General features: G+C 46.0%; 10 protein-coding genes. 3 read left to right on the top strand and 7 right to left on the bottom strand.

Features of this window, described 5'->3' with window-relative positions:
• Nucleotides 1-174: 174 nt before the first annotated feature.
• Both ACKU41_RS18815 and ACKU41_RS18810 read left to right on the top strand, forming a co-directional pair.
• Complete coding sequence (locus ACKU41_RS18815) at nucleotides 175-837, top strand: hypothetical protein (protein WP_319779040.1); 663 nt, start codon at nucleotides 175-177, stop codon at nucleotides 835-837.
• A 90-nt stretch (nucleotides 838-927) separates the two neighbouring features.
• Nucleotides 928-2061, top strand: a complete 1134-nt coding sequence (locus tag ACKU41_RS18810) for a patatin-like phospholipase family protein (protein WP_321403036.1) — start codon at nucleotides 928-930, stop codon at nucleotides 2059-2061.
• Between the two features lie 34 nt (nucleotides 2062-2095).
• On the opposite strand, the gene ACKU41_RS18805 is transcribed toward ACKU41_RS18810, so the two are convergent.
• The 5 genes from ACKU41_RS18805 to ACKU41_RS18785 form a co-directional block, all read right to left on the bottom strand.
• Nucleotides 2096-2953 (bottom strand): MBL fold metallo-hydrolase, encoded by an 858-nt coding sequence (locus tag ACKU41_RS18805; protein WP_321403035.1) that lies wholly within the window; start codon nucleotides 2951-2953, stop codon nucleotides 2096-2098.
• 3 nt (nucleotides 2954-2956) lie between these two features.
• Complete coding sequence (locus ACKU41_RS18800) at nucleotides 2957-3568, bottom strand: hypothetical protein (protein WP_321403034.1); 612 nt, start codon at nucleotides 3566-3568, stop codon at nucleotides 2957-2959.
• Between the two features lie 74 nt (nucleotides 3569-3642).
• A complete protein-coding gene (gene cadB / locus ACKU41_RS18795; protein ID WP_319779036.1) occupies nucleotides 3643-4986 on the bottom strand; it encodes a cadaverine/lysine antiporter in 1344 nt (447 codons plus the stop codon).
• Between the two features lie 87 nt (nucleotides 4987-5073).
• A complete protein-coding gene (locus ACKU41_RS18790) occupies nucleotides 5074-6486 on the bottom strand; it encodes an amino acid permease (protein ID WP_321403032.1) in 1413 nt (470 codons plus the stop codon).
• Nucleotides 6487-6521: 35 nt separating this feature from the next.
• The gene (locus tag ACKU41_RS18785) at nucleotides 6522-8822 is read right to left on the bottom strand and encodes an Orn/Lys/Arg decarboxylase N-terminal domain-containing protein (protein ID WP_321403030.1); all 2301 of its coding nucleotides are present in this window, start codon (nucleotides 8820-8822) and stop codon (nucleotides 6522-6524) included.
• Between the two features lie 678 nt (nucleotides 8823-9500).
• Here ACKU41_RS18785 and ACKU41_RS18780 point away from each other — a divergent pair.
• Nucleotides 9501-12650 carry an HD domain-containing phosphohydrolase gene (locus tag ACKU41_RS18780; protein WP_321403028.1) on the top strand — a complete coding sequence of 1050 codons (3150 nt, stop codon included), beginning with the start codon at nucleotides 9501-9503 and terminating at the stop codon, nucleotides 12648-12650.
• 23 nt (nucleotides 12651-12673) lie between these two features.
• Here the strand turns inward: ACKU41_RS18780 and ACKU41_RS18775 are convergent, their stop codons facing one another.
• A complete protein-coding gene (locus ACKU41_RS18775) occupies nucleotides 12674-15289 on the bottom strand; it encodes an ATP-binding protein (RefSeq protein WP_321403025.1) in 2616 nt (871 codons plus the stop codon).
• A complete protein-coding gene (gene modA / locus ACKU41_RS18770) occupies nucleotides 15279-16073 on the bottom strand; it encodes a molybdate ABC transporter substrate-binding protein (protein ID WP_321403023.1) in 795 nt (264 codons plus the stop codon). Before modA ends, ACKU41_RS18775 begins: the two co-directional genes overlap by 11 nt.
• Nucleotides 16074-16132 lie beyond the last annotated feature (59 nt).

Raw genomic sequence — 16132 nt, 5'->3', positions numbered from 1 at the left:
GAAGAACTATCCAGTTATCCGCATTCTGTTCTTTGGCTATAAACTTGTCAATATACTTAGAAATACTGCATCGCAGTGTTCCGTCCATTTTATTCTTGATACTTTATCTAATTGAGATATAGTAATACAAACTATAACCATACTGAGTAGTAATCTAAAAAAAAAGGAGTAAGTATGGAATTCTTCGTTTTTAGACTTAACAAGTTAAAGATACTGGATAATCGCGAGTGGTTTTCAGGAGAGGTCAAAGTACTAAGTTTTATAACAGGAAAAGATGTAAATCTTCCTGCGCTAGATGCACTGCAAAAAACAACAGATATCGAAGAAAAGAGGTGGCTTATAAGGACTGCGGCAAAATCAGTGCTCAGCTCAAAGGAGTTGATGCAAATCGATAACGTAAAAGATGGGCATCAGATGACTTTTGGTGATACAGGTTACGCGCTGTATACAGCAGACAGTATTCCGGTCTCTTTTAATTGGTCTTTAATGCTAATTGAAATTGATGAAGATATTAATGCGCTAGGGGCACAAATTGATAGCATCATAAATGCACCTGAGTTCGACACTTTCACGACAGATGTGCTTACGTTAGTTGCTGCCGCGACAAATCCTGCTGCTCTTGCTGGCGTGGCAATTGTTAAACATATTTTTGGTGCTGTCGCAAACACAATGCTCAACAATAAAGATGACCAAATTGGTCTTGCATACCAGTCTTTTAATAGATTTGAACATTATCCCCATGGCGAAAGAAAGCGTGACGGAGTTCCTGACTTAAGCGGCAATGTATTCATTGACTACTCTATTTTTGGGACAACATATATCCCAAAAAATGAATAGAATATCAAAGGGGTGCCCATGCCTAGCTTCAGGACACCAAGCCTGAATTCGCAATGTATAAATTTAAACAAACATTTCGAGGAAAATGCCATGGAAGAAAGGACTCCTGATAAAGAATACGGACTTGGCCTCTCAGGCGGAGGATTTCGCGCGACATTATTTAATCTCGGCTCCCTATGGCGGCTTAACGAACTTGGATACTTGAAAAAAATGGATATCATAACAAGCGTATCAGGCGGCTCCATAACCTCAGGAGTACTGGCTACACGTTGGAATGAGTTAATATTCCAAAATGGTGTAGCAATAAACTTTGAACAGAAAGTGGCTGATACAATTCAGGATTTCTGCAAATGTGATATTGATGTGTCAGCTGGCTTGAGTGGCATCATAAACATATTTGACTCTATTTCTGATGAGATAGTCAAACGCTATGACAAACACCTCTTTAACGGTGCCACCTTGCAAGATCTTCCTAATGAATCGTTACCTAAAGATGATCCTGACTATGCGCCAAGATTTCAATTCTATGCTACCAGCTTACAGACCGGTTCCAGCGTAAGGATGTGCCGTAAACGTCTGGCAGACTATAAAATTGGTGAAATACCTAATCCCGAAATTTCGCTGGCTACGGCTGTAGCAGCATCTAGTGCATTCCCACCGGTTCTCTCGCCTTTGAAAGTAAACGTCAAACCTAATGACTGGAAAAAGTGGGATGGTGCGTATCTATATGACAAACCGGGATTGCGTTCCAAGCTCCACCTAACGGACGGAGGGGTGTATGATAATATGGGACTGGAAAGCATCTGGAAACGTTGCAAAAACGTATTAGTAAGTGATGCTGGTGCACCGCTAAACGTTGATGCCAAACCCTCTGCAGAATGGGCTCAACAGTCAGTTCGTGTACTGAATATAATCACTGATCAAGCCCGGGCAGTGCGCAAGAGAAAGCTCATTGAGGATTATAAGAGAGGAGTAACAGGCGGAGCATACTGGGGCATACGTACTAAAATCTCCGGCTATAACATCACTCCAACTTTAGCCACGGATGGACAAACTACCCGAAAGCTGGCGGATATTCGTACACGGCTAAACCACTTCAGTACCGCAGAGCAGAAAAAGTTGATCAACTGGGGCTACGCTCTGACTGATGCCGCAGTACGAACCTATGTAGACACCAGCGCGAGCATGGGAAACCTTCCCTATCCCCAATACCCTTTAAAATAACCTGACAACAGGCGGCAGCAAATAATCATTTTCACTACCAATGTGAATATTTGACTTTAACACTGCTGCCGTCTGTCTCAAAGGTGATGTGATAATGCTGGTCGGTACGGTATACATCCCGAGATTTGAGCGCCTTTTCTACCGACGGAGCAGGATGGGAAAAAGGCCTCACATGGCTGCTGATTGCAAACATAGTATTTTGAGGACAATCATCCAGCCACAGAGATTTTCTTGAACCATCGAAGAAGCCGTTATCTGACCCATGGTGAGGAACTTTGAACACTCTGGTATCTGCAGGGATGCGATTTGCGATACGCTTCCATGCCTTTTCCTCAGCATCACCGGTGAGAAGGAAGGACACCGCCCCAAGCTTGAGTGCCAGAACGACAGAATTCTCGTTCTCATTGTGAGGGTCGATAAAATTGGGAGCGGGCCATAAAAAATCCAGCTGAGTTCCATTAATATTGGGTGCCAGATTACCTGCGTCAACGGCCTGATGGTTGAGGATATTTTTACGGGAACGTCTGGCGTAGCCCATAAGGTTTTTTGTAGTCTTATTGGCAAACGCCAGCAAAGAGGCCGTGCCTCCCCATTCTAAACTGCGTGGATACCAGAAACGCTTTGTACCAAAATGACTGATAATTGCCTTTAACCCCTGAGCATGGTCCGCATGGGCATGAGTCAGAAGTACAAAATCAAACATGTGATCACGGGTCTCATAGAGCTTTTCGCGCTCAAAGAAACGTTTAAGATAAATGAAGCTGGAACGGTAGTTAGCGGTATCATTGGAATCAATGAGGCCAAAAGAACGGCTACCGGCATCATCCTCAAATTCCAGAAACAGGGAGTCACCCCAGCCCACGTCGATTAGTGTCATTGCGAGTCTGGGCATTATTTAAATTTCCTCCCGAGGTTTAAGGTCATCATCCAGCTCTCGCCGAGGCAAAAAGCTTTCAGGAGACTTTTCCTTCTCCAGACGGTGAGCATCTTTGGCCTCTTTAATAAGATTCTGAGACCATTCAGACAGTGCGGCTGTTTCAAGCCTAGAAAATTCTACATCTTGCTGAAAATCCTTCGCCATGTATGTGAAGGCTTCTATATTACTAAGGCTTTGCCGAAATTGCAGAGCGGTAAGAAAAAGATCAAAACCAACCCGAAAAATAGCGCCACGGAATACATCCCCGACATTCTCCAGGCAGGAGATCGGCAACCAAATATCTTCAGTATCGACGAGATAAGGGGAATCTTCAAATTCTACATAGTCGATAAGGCCTTGAATTGCCTCTGGAGATTCGAATAGGCCATTTTCCGATTCGGGCGAACCAAGAACAACACCAATAAAATTAAGCAACATAAGGGGAATCCTCGTGTCGACAATCCCTAAACTGATGGGGTGAGGCTGCTCGGCCTGAATGACAAAATAGGTGCAGCGGGCCATCTCGAAACCATCAATTTTTTTCACAGAATCAATAGCCACAGGTACTGTCTTATGCTGATTCAAAACCATGTACGTATCCTTTGGTTTGCCTTTACGGAGTGCTGTCCTTTTTCAGGCCCTTTAATGACATATCCCCCACTAATCTAGCGACTTGTTTCTTGTCTGATCCTGCGTTCAAATTCGTTCCGGTCCTTACCCACATAAAAGATGAAGGTACAAAGCATAACAATCATACAGCCGATCAGAGCATCTTTCGCTGCCCCGGAAAGGGCAACAAGGCAGAAACCGCATGCCAGCAATGAAGAAATAATTTGCAGCCATGCTTTTTTGGCGTGAAATCCGTACCTGCGCAACAGGTTCAGAGCCGAGTAAAAATACGGCGGCAGGGTCAGGAGCACGGCAATGGATGCTATGTTGCCAAACAGGGACTGGGTGCTCCCGCCCTTGGACAAAAACATAAGCACCACCAGCAATATACTCATCATGACCGAAGACAGGACCAGCCCCATGACCGGAGTCCCGTGACTGTTTTTACGCCCGAAAATCTCAGGTAAAGTACCATCACTTGAAGCACGAGCACCAGCCTGAGAAACCAGCATCATCCATGATCCCAAAGACGCGAGACACGCGAAGGCTGTGACAGCTGATACAAGCTTGGACACATATTGCGAAAAAGGCAGCGCAGCACAAATATGCCCCATTGCCAAAGAGAACGGCGCTCCGGACGCAGCCATTTTGTCTGCCGGAAACATACCGGAAATGGCGGTGCAGGAAAGAATATAAACCAGCCCGGCCAATGCTGTACCGATCATGGTGGAAAGCGGGATGGTACGCTTGGGATCTTTTACCACAGCCGTATTAACAGCAGCACTCTCCACACCGATAAAACTCCAGATGCACAGGATTATTGCTGCCAGCACTGCTGTATCCGGAGTATGCCCCTTGACCAGCCAGTTGGCATTGAACTGGGCCGGATCAAAAAAGAACCAGCCCGCAGTCCCGGTAATGACGACCGGGATAAGCAGCAGGACAACTCCTACAGAAACCAGCCGCCCTATCCAGTCCGCACCTAGAATATTGATTCCGGTAAAAATCCAGATAATTGCAATTGAGGTTATACCTGATGAAACGGGATCCTGCAGGGCAGGAAAAAAGACCGACAGGTAATCAACACCGGTAATGGCGATAGCCAGATTTCCGATCCAGTTTGCGTGATAATAAAGCAGACCGGACTGGTAGCCCAGAATAGGAGCGACTTCCCCGGAATAAGCAATGGGTCCGCCTTCCTGCGGATCTTCCATACCCAACCGGGAATAGACATAGGCAAGGGCCAAGGCCCCAACCAGAGCTACGGCCCAGCCGATGATTGTTATACTGCCGATGGAGGCAAGATTGGCAGGAAGCAGTGCAATTCCGGAGCCCATCATGTTGCCGGCAACAACGGCTGTACAGGCAAAGACACCCATTTTTTTATGATCAGCTGACATATTTTTCTCCATGCTCCGGCAGCCCTGCGGGGGGACTTGAACCCTTTTTTACTAAAATGAAGCCTCACTACCGGAGTTGTTAGATTGTCATTTTAATTCTGCATGCTTTTTTATTGCTCTGTTGTAGAAATATATGGGTACATAAGTGAACACCACAATTCCTGCTACCAGAAAACTGATGTAACCCGCTGCGGCCGCAAATCCTTCATCAAGAACAGCTTTGGGCGGGATAAAGCCGAAAACAAAAACAAAAATACAGGTTATTATGGCAAGGCCTGACACACACCAGATCCCGATCTTGCCGCCGGGAATGGTATATCCACGTTTCACGTCCGGTCTTGTGTAGCGCAACCTGATGGCCGCAGCGAACATAAGCAGATACATGATCAGGTACAGCTGCACCGCCAATGCACTCATAAGCATAAACGCACTCGAAACCGTGGGCATAAAAAGTATAACGCAGGAAACCAATGCTGAAAGGCCGCTCTGGATAATCAGAATATTCGTGGGGATGCCGAATTTGTTGATCTTCTGCCAACGCTTGGGCAAATACCCTTCACTGGCAACCTCCCGAATACCCTTGGACGGTCCTACCATCCAGGTAATGACCATGGTCAAAGCTCCGTAAGCCATTAAAAGACAAATTACCGGAGTCATGAATTCCATCTTGTGAATCTGGAACAACTTATCAAAAGCCTGACAAACTCCTGCACTAAGGCTGACTCCGTCCGCCGGAACGACCATGGCAATAGCCAACGACCCCAATGCGGAAAGCCCTATGATCAAGGCGCTTGCCGCAAAAATAGCCTTTGGATAATTCACCGCCGGATCACGCACCTCGTTCACATGCACCGCCGACATTTCCATGCCTGTAAAGGAAATCAGCATGGCCGCCAGCAGCATAAGGTCCTGCAGGCTCTCAATATCAGGCATCAGGGCTGCAGATGTGAAAGGTATCTGGACAGTTCCGCCGGAGAGCACATGGTCAACCCCAAGTACAATTATCAGGATGCCGGGAACGATAGTTCCGACGATAGCTCCCGATGAACTGAAAAACGCGGACAGCTTCATATCCCGGAAGTTCAAAAAGGTAGCCACCCAAAGGCTGACCTGAATGACCGCCACAATGAACCACTTATTCTCCGCTAACTGCGGGTTAAAAATATAGGCCACGGCCGATGCTGCAAAAGCCAGCACAGCCGGGAACCATGGCAGATTTTCCACCCACTGCATAAAGATAGCCACAAAACCCCATTTGGGGCCAAAGGCTTCCTTCACCCATAAGTAGACGCCGCCTTCATCATCCCAGCCTGAAGCAAGCTCCGCAGCAACAAGTGCCGAAGGGATAAAAAAGCTCAGCGACCCCAAAGCGAGATAGAATATCAACCCCCAGCCATATTCTGCGAGTCCCGGCAAGGCACGTAATGACAGAATCGCAGCCACGTTAATCATCATCAGCGTAAACACTGATAATTTATTCCCGGCCCCTGAATCAGTCATACGGCCCTCCGGTTGAATTGTAACTTTCAGTCAAACTATTTCTTCAAGCACATTGTTTTAAAGAATTTTTTACCATCACGTTCGATACGTTCAACACCGTGGATATCACTTTCATATCCGGGAAAAACGTTTTCAAAATCCTGACGCGCCGTGAGGTAGTCAAAAATGGGCCGGGCTTTGTCATTAAGAATTTCACCACCCATAATTACCGGAATACCCGGAGGGTAAGGAACAACCATTACAGCCGGGATACGGTCATTCATCTGGGAAAGTTCCACATACTCCACATTTTTGCGGACAACGGCATGGTAGGCTTCGGAAGGCTTGATGGCCTGATCCGGGATCACCTGAAAGGCGGCCTGCATTTTATCAAGAAGTTTGTGTTCCTTGTAATAGCGGTGAATGGCGTTACAATGATCCTTCACCCCGACCCCGGAATATGGTTTGGGGTAACTCTTGACCAGTGCAGGTAAAACTACGTCAAGGGGAAGGTTGGCATCGTAAACTTCTTTGAATTTAAGAAGACCGGCCAGCAAGGAACCCTGCTTGGCCTTATTGGTGCCCACAGAATTGAGCATCAGGAAGGAATAATAGTCGGTTTTTTCGCAGACGATGCCATGGTTGATCAGGTAGTCGGTGACGATTGATGCCGGGATGCCCTCCTCTTCCATGGTTCCGTCATGTTTGAGTCCGGGGGTGATGAAGGTCAGCTTGATGGGATCCAGCATGGCGTATTCATCTTCCATGTCTTCGAAACCATGCCAGTTGTCTTCGGAGGAGAAGACCCATGGATGCTGATGGGTGCAGAGATATTCAGTTGGGACATCTTCAAATTTTTTGTAATCCCTGCCGACGAGTACTTTTTCAGGCTGCCACATTTCAAAGAACCAGCTATCCTGTTCCTTCATTTCACTGGCGATCATGGAAACCTTTTTACGCAGGTTTACGGCCTCGACCATGGTATCGTGCATGAGCACTTCACCGCTATCCTCCATCATCTTGGTGGCAACATCCAGAGAAGCGATCATACTGTATTGCGGAGAAGTGGACCCGTGCATCATGTAAGATTCATTAAGTTCATCAGGATCGATCTTAACGTCGCTTCCGTCACGCACGTGCAGCATGGAGGCCTGAGAAAATGCTGTCAGCAGCTTATGGGTGGAATGGGAGCAGAAAATCGGCGGATGATGTTCATTACGGTCATCATCAGCCATACCGAAATGATCTTTGTACATGGGATGGAAACGGGCATAAGCGTACCACGCTTCATCAAAATGGAGGTTATCAACGCTTTTTTGAAGCTGCTTTTTAATGTTGATGACGTTGTAGCAGACCCCGTCATAGGTGGAGTTGGTCAATGCGGACATGCGCACACTCTGCTTTTTCAGCTCTTCAGGTATAAGCTTGTTTTCGCGCACCTTGGCCTGAATTGTTTCCTCGGAAAATTCGGACAGACGGCAGGGACCGATTATACCGCGCTTATTGCGTCTGGGAACCATATAGATGGGATAGGCGTCGGTGATTACCATGGCATAGTTGAGGGACTTATGGCAGTTTCGGTCCACAAAGGCGATGTCGTCACGCACCAGTTGGCTGCGCCAGATTATCTGGTTGACGTTTGAAGTACCGTTGAGAACATAGTACGTATGGTCGGCCCCGAAGATACGGGCCGAGTTCTTTTCAGCATCGCCGACTACCCCGCTATGGTCCAGCAACGAGCCGAGTTCAGGTACGGAGATGGAAAGGTCTGACCGGAACACATTCTCACCATAAAACTTATGCATGGCCACACCGGCCGGACTTTTCAGAAAGCCTTCCCCGCCCATATGGCCGGGAGTATGCCATGCGTATTTGTAGGCTTCGGAATATTTTACCATCTCCCCGAAAAAGACCGGAAATACGGAACGAACATACTCAACCAGACGGGTCTCAATTCGCCCGGCCAGAAATTCAGCTGTTTCTGCTGTTTTCCAGAGGCATTCATTGATCTGGGCAAGGACAGCTGTGGGAATATCCTTCATCGCTACCCTTTCAGTAAGCAGAAAAATAGGAATCCGCTTGTTCCTTCTACGGATTGCATTGACAAGATGTTCAGGCGTCTCTTTCTCATCTTCCCTGTCAAAACAAATATCCCAATCAATAACCACCGCTCCCAGATCGGCGCGGGAAATGAAAATTTCAATAGCGTCTTCGTAACTGTAGGAAGGATAGACGGAGCATTCCTGTTCCTTGACCAGCTCATTTTCCAAATCCCGCAACCTGAGACCTTCATCCGTATTGGATTCAAACTGGGCCGAAACAATCATGACAGGCCACATATGTTTGGTTATTTTCATTCTGGATACTCCTTGTTATTTCTTGGTCGGGCAGATTTAAAACATCATTATTTCAGGTACAATATTTAACGCCAAAATGCTACACAGTTCTAGGAAACAAGGGTATCTTTTCCTAAAAACAACATTTCTTTGTTAATTGAATTATTCAGACCTTTCTTTCTCCTCCTCAGCAACAGTTTAATAAACTTTGCAGGAGATCCCCCCACAATTATCCCGGTGCAACATCCTTGTTTACAACAGCTCCGGAAGCCACGACGGCATCGTCACCAATGCTTGTCCCTGTAGGATGGAGCAGGCTATGCCATATGTCTCAACTATACCATTAATACAACAGGTTACAGCAAACCATGTTATAGACCGCTTAAAATAGCTCTGAAATTACAAGTAGATATTATTTGGAATAAACATCAAGTATTTTCCAAGGTAGTAGAACTGATTCTAAAGCAAATAAGAACTGTAATTTAAAAACTATCGGAGTGTTGTATAATTTTTTATATTCATTTTCATAATTACACTACTCTTACCGCAGCATGAAAACTAAGAATATAATCGGTTGACGCTTCCTTCTCGTGAAGTTATATCACTCCACCAAAGCAGCATATCATTTATCGAGCAATTTTTTATTCTATATTCATGCTGGGCCGGCTTAGGCTCTAAACACCAATGCTCAGAGCAATCATGACATCTATCTTGGATATCCTCAGACAAAGACAGACAATATCCATACGCCTTATGGCTGTGGGAGTAGTAATGGTCATTGGTGCGCTGATAGCAGGTCTGGCAATAGGGCTTGATTATTATTTCAGTTTGGATCTGGCTAAAACCGCCGCAGAAAAAACATTCAGATCCGTCTCGGAAAACGTCAGTGAACGAGTCCGCTCGCTGGACAACCAGAGTGCCAATCTCATCAAAATTTTCAGTCAGTTCCCCGAGCTGAAAACATACCCCCATAAAAATCTGGACAAACGTTTTTTGTCACTCATAACCGGATGCATGAATCAAACGCCGGTCTTATCGGTATACACAGGTTTCAAAAACGGTGATTTCATTGAAATAGTCAATTTGGAAAGCAGTATTAACGCCCGGCTTACACTTAAGGCAGCTCCCGAAGACAGATGGGCAATTCTACGTACGGAAACAAAAAACGGTAAGCGTTTAATGTCCACATCCTATGTGGACCGGAAATTCGTAGTCAGATCCGAAACCCATAAACAAACCGACTACACGCCTGTTGAGCGCCCTTGGTTTGTAAACGCACTTAAATCCAAAAAAATTATCCGGACCAGACCGTACATCTTCGCTAACCTCAACACATCCGGACTCACCTATGCCAAAAGCATGGATAACGGAAACAGTGTTGTGGCCCTCAACATATCTCTGGATGGTATTTCATATTTTCTCCATCAGCAGCACCTGCCTCCATCGGGTTTAGTTACCCTTTTCGATAGGCAAGGCAATCTCATTGCCAAAACCAACAGACAGAATTCTCTTTCTTCCAAAAGGGGAGACAATGAAATTTTTCTGAACCGGGAAGAACTGGCCTTCATTGCGGAACATCCGGTTATTCATGTTTCCGGTTCATTCCTCATGCCTTATTCTCTGCCGGCAACTACAGCCGATGCCGGTTATTCTGTTGATTATTTAAATTTGATTGCCCGCAAGGTTAATCTAAAATTTGAGTACGACCACCAACCGTCCGGTTCTCATAGTGAAAGAAAAGCTGACCTGTTTCATTCCCAACTTAAAAATCACAAGAATCGAAAACTGGGTATATTTACGGATGCCTATACGACCCTTTCAGACGGAATCGCTGTTAAACGAGACACTCCGCTGCCTACTTCACTGTCCGACCTCAATGGGAAACGCGTAGCCATTGATAAAGATACTCTTGCCGCCATTTACCTCAAGGAACGGTATCCAGACATCCAGCAATTGGATATGAATATCCTTGATGGAACCAAAGCTGTAGCTCTGGGGCAGGTCGATGCGGTAATAGGCAAACTTGCAGAGCTCCGTTACCTTGGAAACACTAATTTCATTGGTTTTATTCGTCTGGGGACACCGTTGCCGCTCCCTGAACAAGGGCTGCACTTCACTGTCCGGCCTGATATTCCCCAACTGACAGGAATATTGAACAAGGCAATTGCTGCTGTTTCAGCGGAAGAAAAAGAGTGGCTGACCACAAAATGGTTCGGAAATCAGGAAATAGACAGCAATCTGGCCTCGGGACGGAAGGCACTCAAAATTCTGGAACTGGCCGCAGACGAGACCAAACATGGCAAGCTGCAGTTTCTCAATATCAAAGGAAAACAGTTCCTCGGTTATCTGGCCCGCGTAGATTCAACATACGGCAAGCATGTATTCTTGGGCATGCTTATACCGCTGGATGTTGCGATGCAGCCTTATATGAAGAAAGTGCGTATAGCAATCTTCTTCACATTTTCCGCCTTGCTTCTGTTGTTCCCCCTTGCATGGTTCGGTTCAACCATTCTCATCAAGCCTATCCGTGCTTTATCAAAGGAAAGTGAAAAGGTAACTCGGCGCCGATATAATGAGGTGCGAGAAGTAAAGAGCAACATAACAGAGATAAAAGCTCTTTCCGCATCCATGACCTCCATGGCCGCAGCCATCAAAAATCATGAGAAATCACAGCAGGAGCTTCTTGAATCATTTATCCAGCTCATAGCTTCCGCCATCGACTTCAAATCACCTTACACAGGCGGACATTGTGCGCGTGTACCTGAACTGTCCATGATGCTGGCTCAGGCTGCTTCTGACTGCAAAGAAGGAAGAATTGCCGATTTTTCATTCAACACGGAAGAACAATGGCGTGAATTCAAAATCGCTGCGTGGCTTCATGATTGCGGCAAAGTAACAACACCTGAATATGTGGTGGACAAAGCAACCAAACTGGAAACAATCTATAACCGAATCCACGAAGTCCGTACCCGGTTTGAAGTGCTGCTTCGCGATGCTGAAATCGAATACCTTCAAGAGCGCCTGAACGGTGGAGATGAAAAAGAACTGACCACCCTTCTGAACCGTAAAAGAGAAGAGATACGGGAAGATTTCGCATTCATCGCTTCCTGCAACATCGGCGGCGAAGCTATGGGGCAAAATGAAATAAACCGAATCAGGGCCATCGGCGAGAAAACATGGATTCGCCAACTTGATAACCGTCTGGGCCTGAGTCAGCAGGAACTAAAACGTTATCCCGAATCATCACGGCCCCTGCCCTGCGTTGAAAAACTGCTCTCCGATAAACCGGAACAGATCATCAATACAAGACCGTCATCCCAACCACGCAGTGCATCAGAACTTACTATAAAGAAACCTGTTTTTATTTATAATCTTGGAGAACTATACAATCTGAGTATACCCAGAGGGACCCTGACTCCTGAAGAACGGGACAAGATTAATGAACATATCGTGATCACTATACGAATGCTGAAAACCCTCCCATTACCTAAAAACATGGCCAGAATTCCGGAATATGCCGGAGCACACCATGAAACACTCATAGGTACGGGTTACCCACAAGGCTTGAAGGGAGATGAAATTTCAATACCATCCCGTATCATCACTATCGCGGACATTTTCGAGGCCCTCACAGCCAGCGACAGGCCATACAAGAAAAACAAAACATTAAGTGAATCCATTTCCATCATGGCGGGTATGGTAAAATCACAACAGCTTGACCCGGACCTGTTCAAGCTGTTTCTCGAAAGCGGAATATATCTTGAATATGCTCAACGCTTCATGAACCATGATCAATTGGACGAAGTGAATGTTGCAGCGGTAATTTCTAAAATCAATATGCTGGATTGACGCAACTTCTTCTGATCAATCAACTATCTTTCCTTGCTTTCCATCACTATTGCCTGCAGTCCGCCAAGCTCTACAGGTAAAGGGAGAACAGTGTCAGCACCCTGCAGGCCGCCATTGCCGGATACAGCGATAAAGGGCACCCAGTCATCAGACTCCAAGGCACGGATATCATCAATTATTTCCCCCAAAGATTCCCCGGCCAGCGCGTCACTTATAACCACAACATCAGGCTTGAGCAGCGGCAAAGCCCGCATTCCCTTTTCAATTGATTCGCGGACTGTCAACGTACATCTGCCCCAGTTGATAACGATATTCCGCAATTCATCAATATTGCTTGAATCGTCATCTACATACAGGACTGAGGGCAACTGAACGGACTCACTTTCAGGGTATTCCATACTGCCGGGCTGCACAGGCACGGAAAGGATAAACGTTGTCCCCTGTCCTTCTTTACTGGTAAAATCTATATCTCCCCCCATTGCCTCTATCAGCTGCCGGGAAATTGCCAACCCGACCCCGGCCCCTTCAACACCGGAATCAACTTCAACAAAACGGCTGAACGGCTTAAAAATATCGGCATGCTTTTCTTCCGGCACACCTACACCGGTATCTGAGATAGAGATGAAACCCTTATCGCCGCGAACATAACCGGAAAGGCTTAGTTTTCCGCCCTTATTGTTGTATTTTATTCCGTTTGAAAACAGGTTGATCAGGACCTGTTTGAATCTGGACCTGTCCACCACCAGTTTCGGCAAAAATGAGATACTGAAATCAACATCAATCGAAACTCCGGCCCTATCGGCATCCTGACGGACAATTTTTATTGATTCTTCAATTAACTCAGAAGCAGGTACAGGTTTTGAGCTGATGGTAAAATCACCGGATTCAATCATTGAAAAGTCAAGAACATCCGTGATCATCTGCAATAAATGCTGACCTGCCCCCGCAATATGCTCAACCTGAGACCGGACCTTACCTGTCAGGGGAGCTTCCTCTTCGGTCAGGAGAATTTCGGAAAAACCTACAATGGAATTCAGCGGGGTACGTAATTCATGAGTCATGCGGGAAAGAAATTCTGACTTGGCCGTACTGGCTGAATCTGCTGCCTCAAGAGCTTTTTTCAACTGCTTTTCAGTATGGACCCGATCAGTAATGTCCACAAAGCTCTCCAGCAGCAGGGTTTCATCTCCCCTTTTAAAGGGAACTACAGTCTTAAGGACAGATTTTCCGTTGGAGAGCCTGCGCACGGTATGGTCAATTTCATGACCAAGATCAGTAACCGGACATTTGCCGACTTCTGCCGGACAGATATATTTATGGCATACAGCTCCCAGAGCCTGCTCCCTGTTTACGCCGATGAGCTTCGCCGCAGTTTCATTCATATCCACAATGGTATGGGTGCTGGCAGATATCACCACAACCCCGGCCTGCACCCCCTGCAAAACAGCATTGGCATAATCCTGCTGTTCCTGAAGCCGTTTTTCCATTTCAATGCGCTGGCTGATATCCATAAAGGCTTCAAGGATCACCCGCTCACCGGAAAGGGTAATATAAGTCGCATTCTTCAAGACAGTAATATTACACCCGGAAGAAGTCTTGATTTTAACTTCATTTACCAGATTATCTTCAAGGCTGCCGGCAAAAGGGCAACCGTCAGAAACGGAAAGGCAGAAAATTTTATCACAGCGATGCCCAAGCACCATTTCTTCAGAATCCACTTCAAAAATCCGCAAAGCTTCTGAATTGACCCTGACCACTTCTCTATGTTCATTGATGATAACCATGCCCGCCGGGATGGAATCAAGGATGGTTTCAATGGCCGACTTGGCTTCTTCAAGATTTCTGGCCTTGTTTTCACGGTCAGCCAGAATGGTCCGTATGTTGAACATGATACGGAAAAAAATATAAAGACAGACAGGAATGGTCAGGGTGAAGACACCGGCCCTGAGAGTATCCATGTTGTCGGAAGCTTCTGCCTTAAGCCCGTTCAAGCGCTTTATATCGGTCTGTGTATCATGAAATATCTTGCTGGCCGACTCTCTGGCCCGAAGAATGAGGGCATCAATCTGCATGGTCCGGAAATTAAGATCTTCATGCACCTTTTCAAGATCGGGAGCATTATCACCGCTCAACAATTCCCGCATTTTGAAAGAAACAGTATTTATTGCCTCCTCAAGCTCAAAAATCTTGGGATTAAGGTCAATAACCGTCATTACATAACCGGCCCCCTTCTTCCGCTGAAAAGTAATCTTCTCCTGAACTTCGTCTTTGTCATAAAAATTTGCAGGGAAAGTATTTGTAAATGTTCCACCATTCTGCAGAATATTCAGGATATTTCCCAGCTTATTGAAACTGTGATTAATATCGCCCATGATCAGGTCCACCTTGCGCAGGTCGGTAGAATCGATCATACGGACTACGCCCAGCTCAATCATGAGCAAGCGGTGCATGATGGCCTTGCCCAGCTCGGCACGGTCTTGCTGGTTCTGAATTTCACGCTCATATCCGGCAATACTATTAATCTCCACCCGGTCCAGAACATAGATGACCGTAAAAGCCACGAAAAACATCAGGCAGAGCAACAGCACCTGGGAAGTAACCTGCTCTTTGAAAAAGCCGGGCAATTTATTATTTAACATCATATAATCCGTATTTATTAAAAATAATCCTGCCCTTATCGCTGGAAGCGTATTTCATGAACGCCTTAGCTATTTCCGGAAAACTGGAAAAGCGCAAAAGACCGAGTACCAGTTTCTTTTTCCCTGCAAACTCATTGCTGATCGGCAAAACGGTTATGCTGTCCCTGTTTTCAGGCCAGGTGGCTGTAGCGTACCAGTTCACAACCAGATCAGCCTCATCATCTTTAATAAGACGGATGAGATCCTTGGAGTCGGTTGTCATCATCTGCACATTCTTGATGACCTGATGAAAAATGCCCTTCTTATCCAGAATCTTTTTTGTTTCCCGTCCTATGCTGCCGCTCTCAGGATTTCCAATCGCCACATAGAACCTCTTATCAGTAAGGCTATCCAAGGAGTCTTTGATATCCTTTGGGTTTCCCTTCTTCACCATCATTGCGGCCTTATTGTATCCGACAGGTACGGTATCTGTGATCAGACCCTCTTCAAAACAATTTTGAATATAAGAACTGGAACCGGGCAGATAGAGATCACCGATCATATTTGCTTTGATGGATTTCAGGAGATTTCCGGACCCACCCTTGGTGATGAGTATTTTGCAGCCGTACTCCTTCTCTATAATCTCAGCTATTTCAGTCATGGGTTTAATCATGGTTATGCCGCAATAAACCAGCAGTTCTTTTTCCTGCTCTACCTTCTCTTCACGGCAACCTGTCAGAACAAGAGCAAAAACAGACAGCAGACAACACAGCTTGATAAACATTCCGGAACGATTGCTTCCCATTTACAACTCCTCCATGCTGATTTTGATTAAAGCTAAATATGCCACAGACTGATTTGAAA

Origin of the sequence: Maridesulfovibrio sp., assembly GCF_963678865.1 — a bacterium.
GTDB lineage: Bacteria > Desulfobacterota > Desulfovibrionia > Desulfovibrionales > Desulfovibrionaceae > Maridesulfovibrio.
The sequence above is the reverse complement of the archived record's forward strand: the minus strand, read 5'-3'. Positions and strand labels throughout refer to the sequence as shown.

Bases quoted from the DNA above. Each gene is read 5' to 3' on its own strand.
- ACKU41_RS18790 (WP_321403032.1), bottom strand. From the start codon at position 6,486: ATGACTGATTCAGGGGCCGGGAATAAATTATCAGTGTTTACGCTGATG.
- ACKU41_RS18800 (WP_321403034.1), bottom strand. From the start codon at position 3,568: ATGGTTTTGAATCAGCATAAGACAGTACCTGTGGCTATTGATTCTGTG.
- ACKU41_RS18785 (WP_321403030.1), bottom strand. From the start codon at position 8,822: ATGAAAATAACCAAACATATGTGGCCTGTCATGATTGTTTCGGCCCAG.
- ACKU41_RS18810 (WP_321403036.1), top strand. From the start codon at position 928: ATGGAAGAAAGGACTCCTGATAAAGAATACGGACTTGGCCTCTCAGGC.
- modA (WP_321403023.1), bottom strand. From the start codon at position 16,073: ATGGGAAGCAATCGTTCCGGAATGTTTATCAAGCTGTGTTGTCTGCTG.
- ACKU41_RS18780 (WP_321403028.1), top strand. From the start codon at position 9,501: ATGACATCTATCTTGGATATCCTCAGACAAAGACAGACAATATCCATA.
- ACKU41_RS18775 (WP_321403025.1), bottom strand. From the start codon at position 15,289: ATGTTAAATAATAAATTGCCCGGCTTTTTCAAAGAGCAGGTTACTTCC.
- ACKU41_RS18805 (WP_321403035.1), bottom strand. From the start codon at position 2,953: ATGCCCAGACTCGCAATGACACTAATCGACGTGGGCTGGGGTGACTCC.
- ACKU41_RS18815 (WP_319779040.1), top strand. From the start codon at position 175: ATGGAATTCTTCGTTTTTAGACTTAACAAGTTAAAGATACTGGATAAT.
- cadB (WP_319779036.1), bottom strand. From the start codon at position 4,986: ATGTCAGCTGATCATAAAAAAATGGGTGTCTTTGCCTGTACAGCCGTT.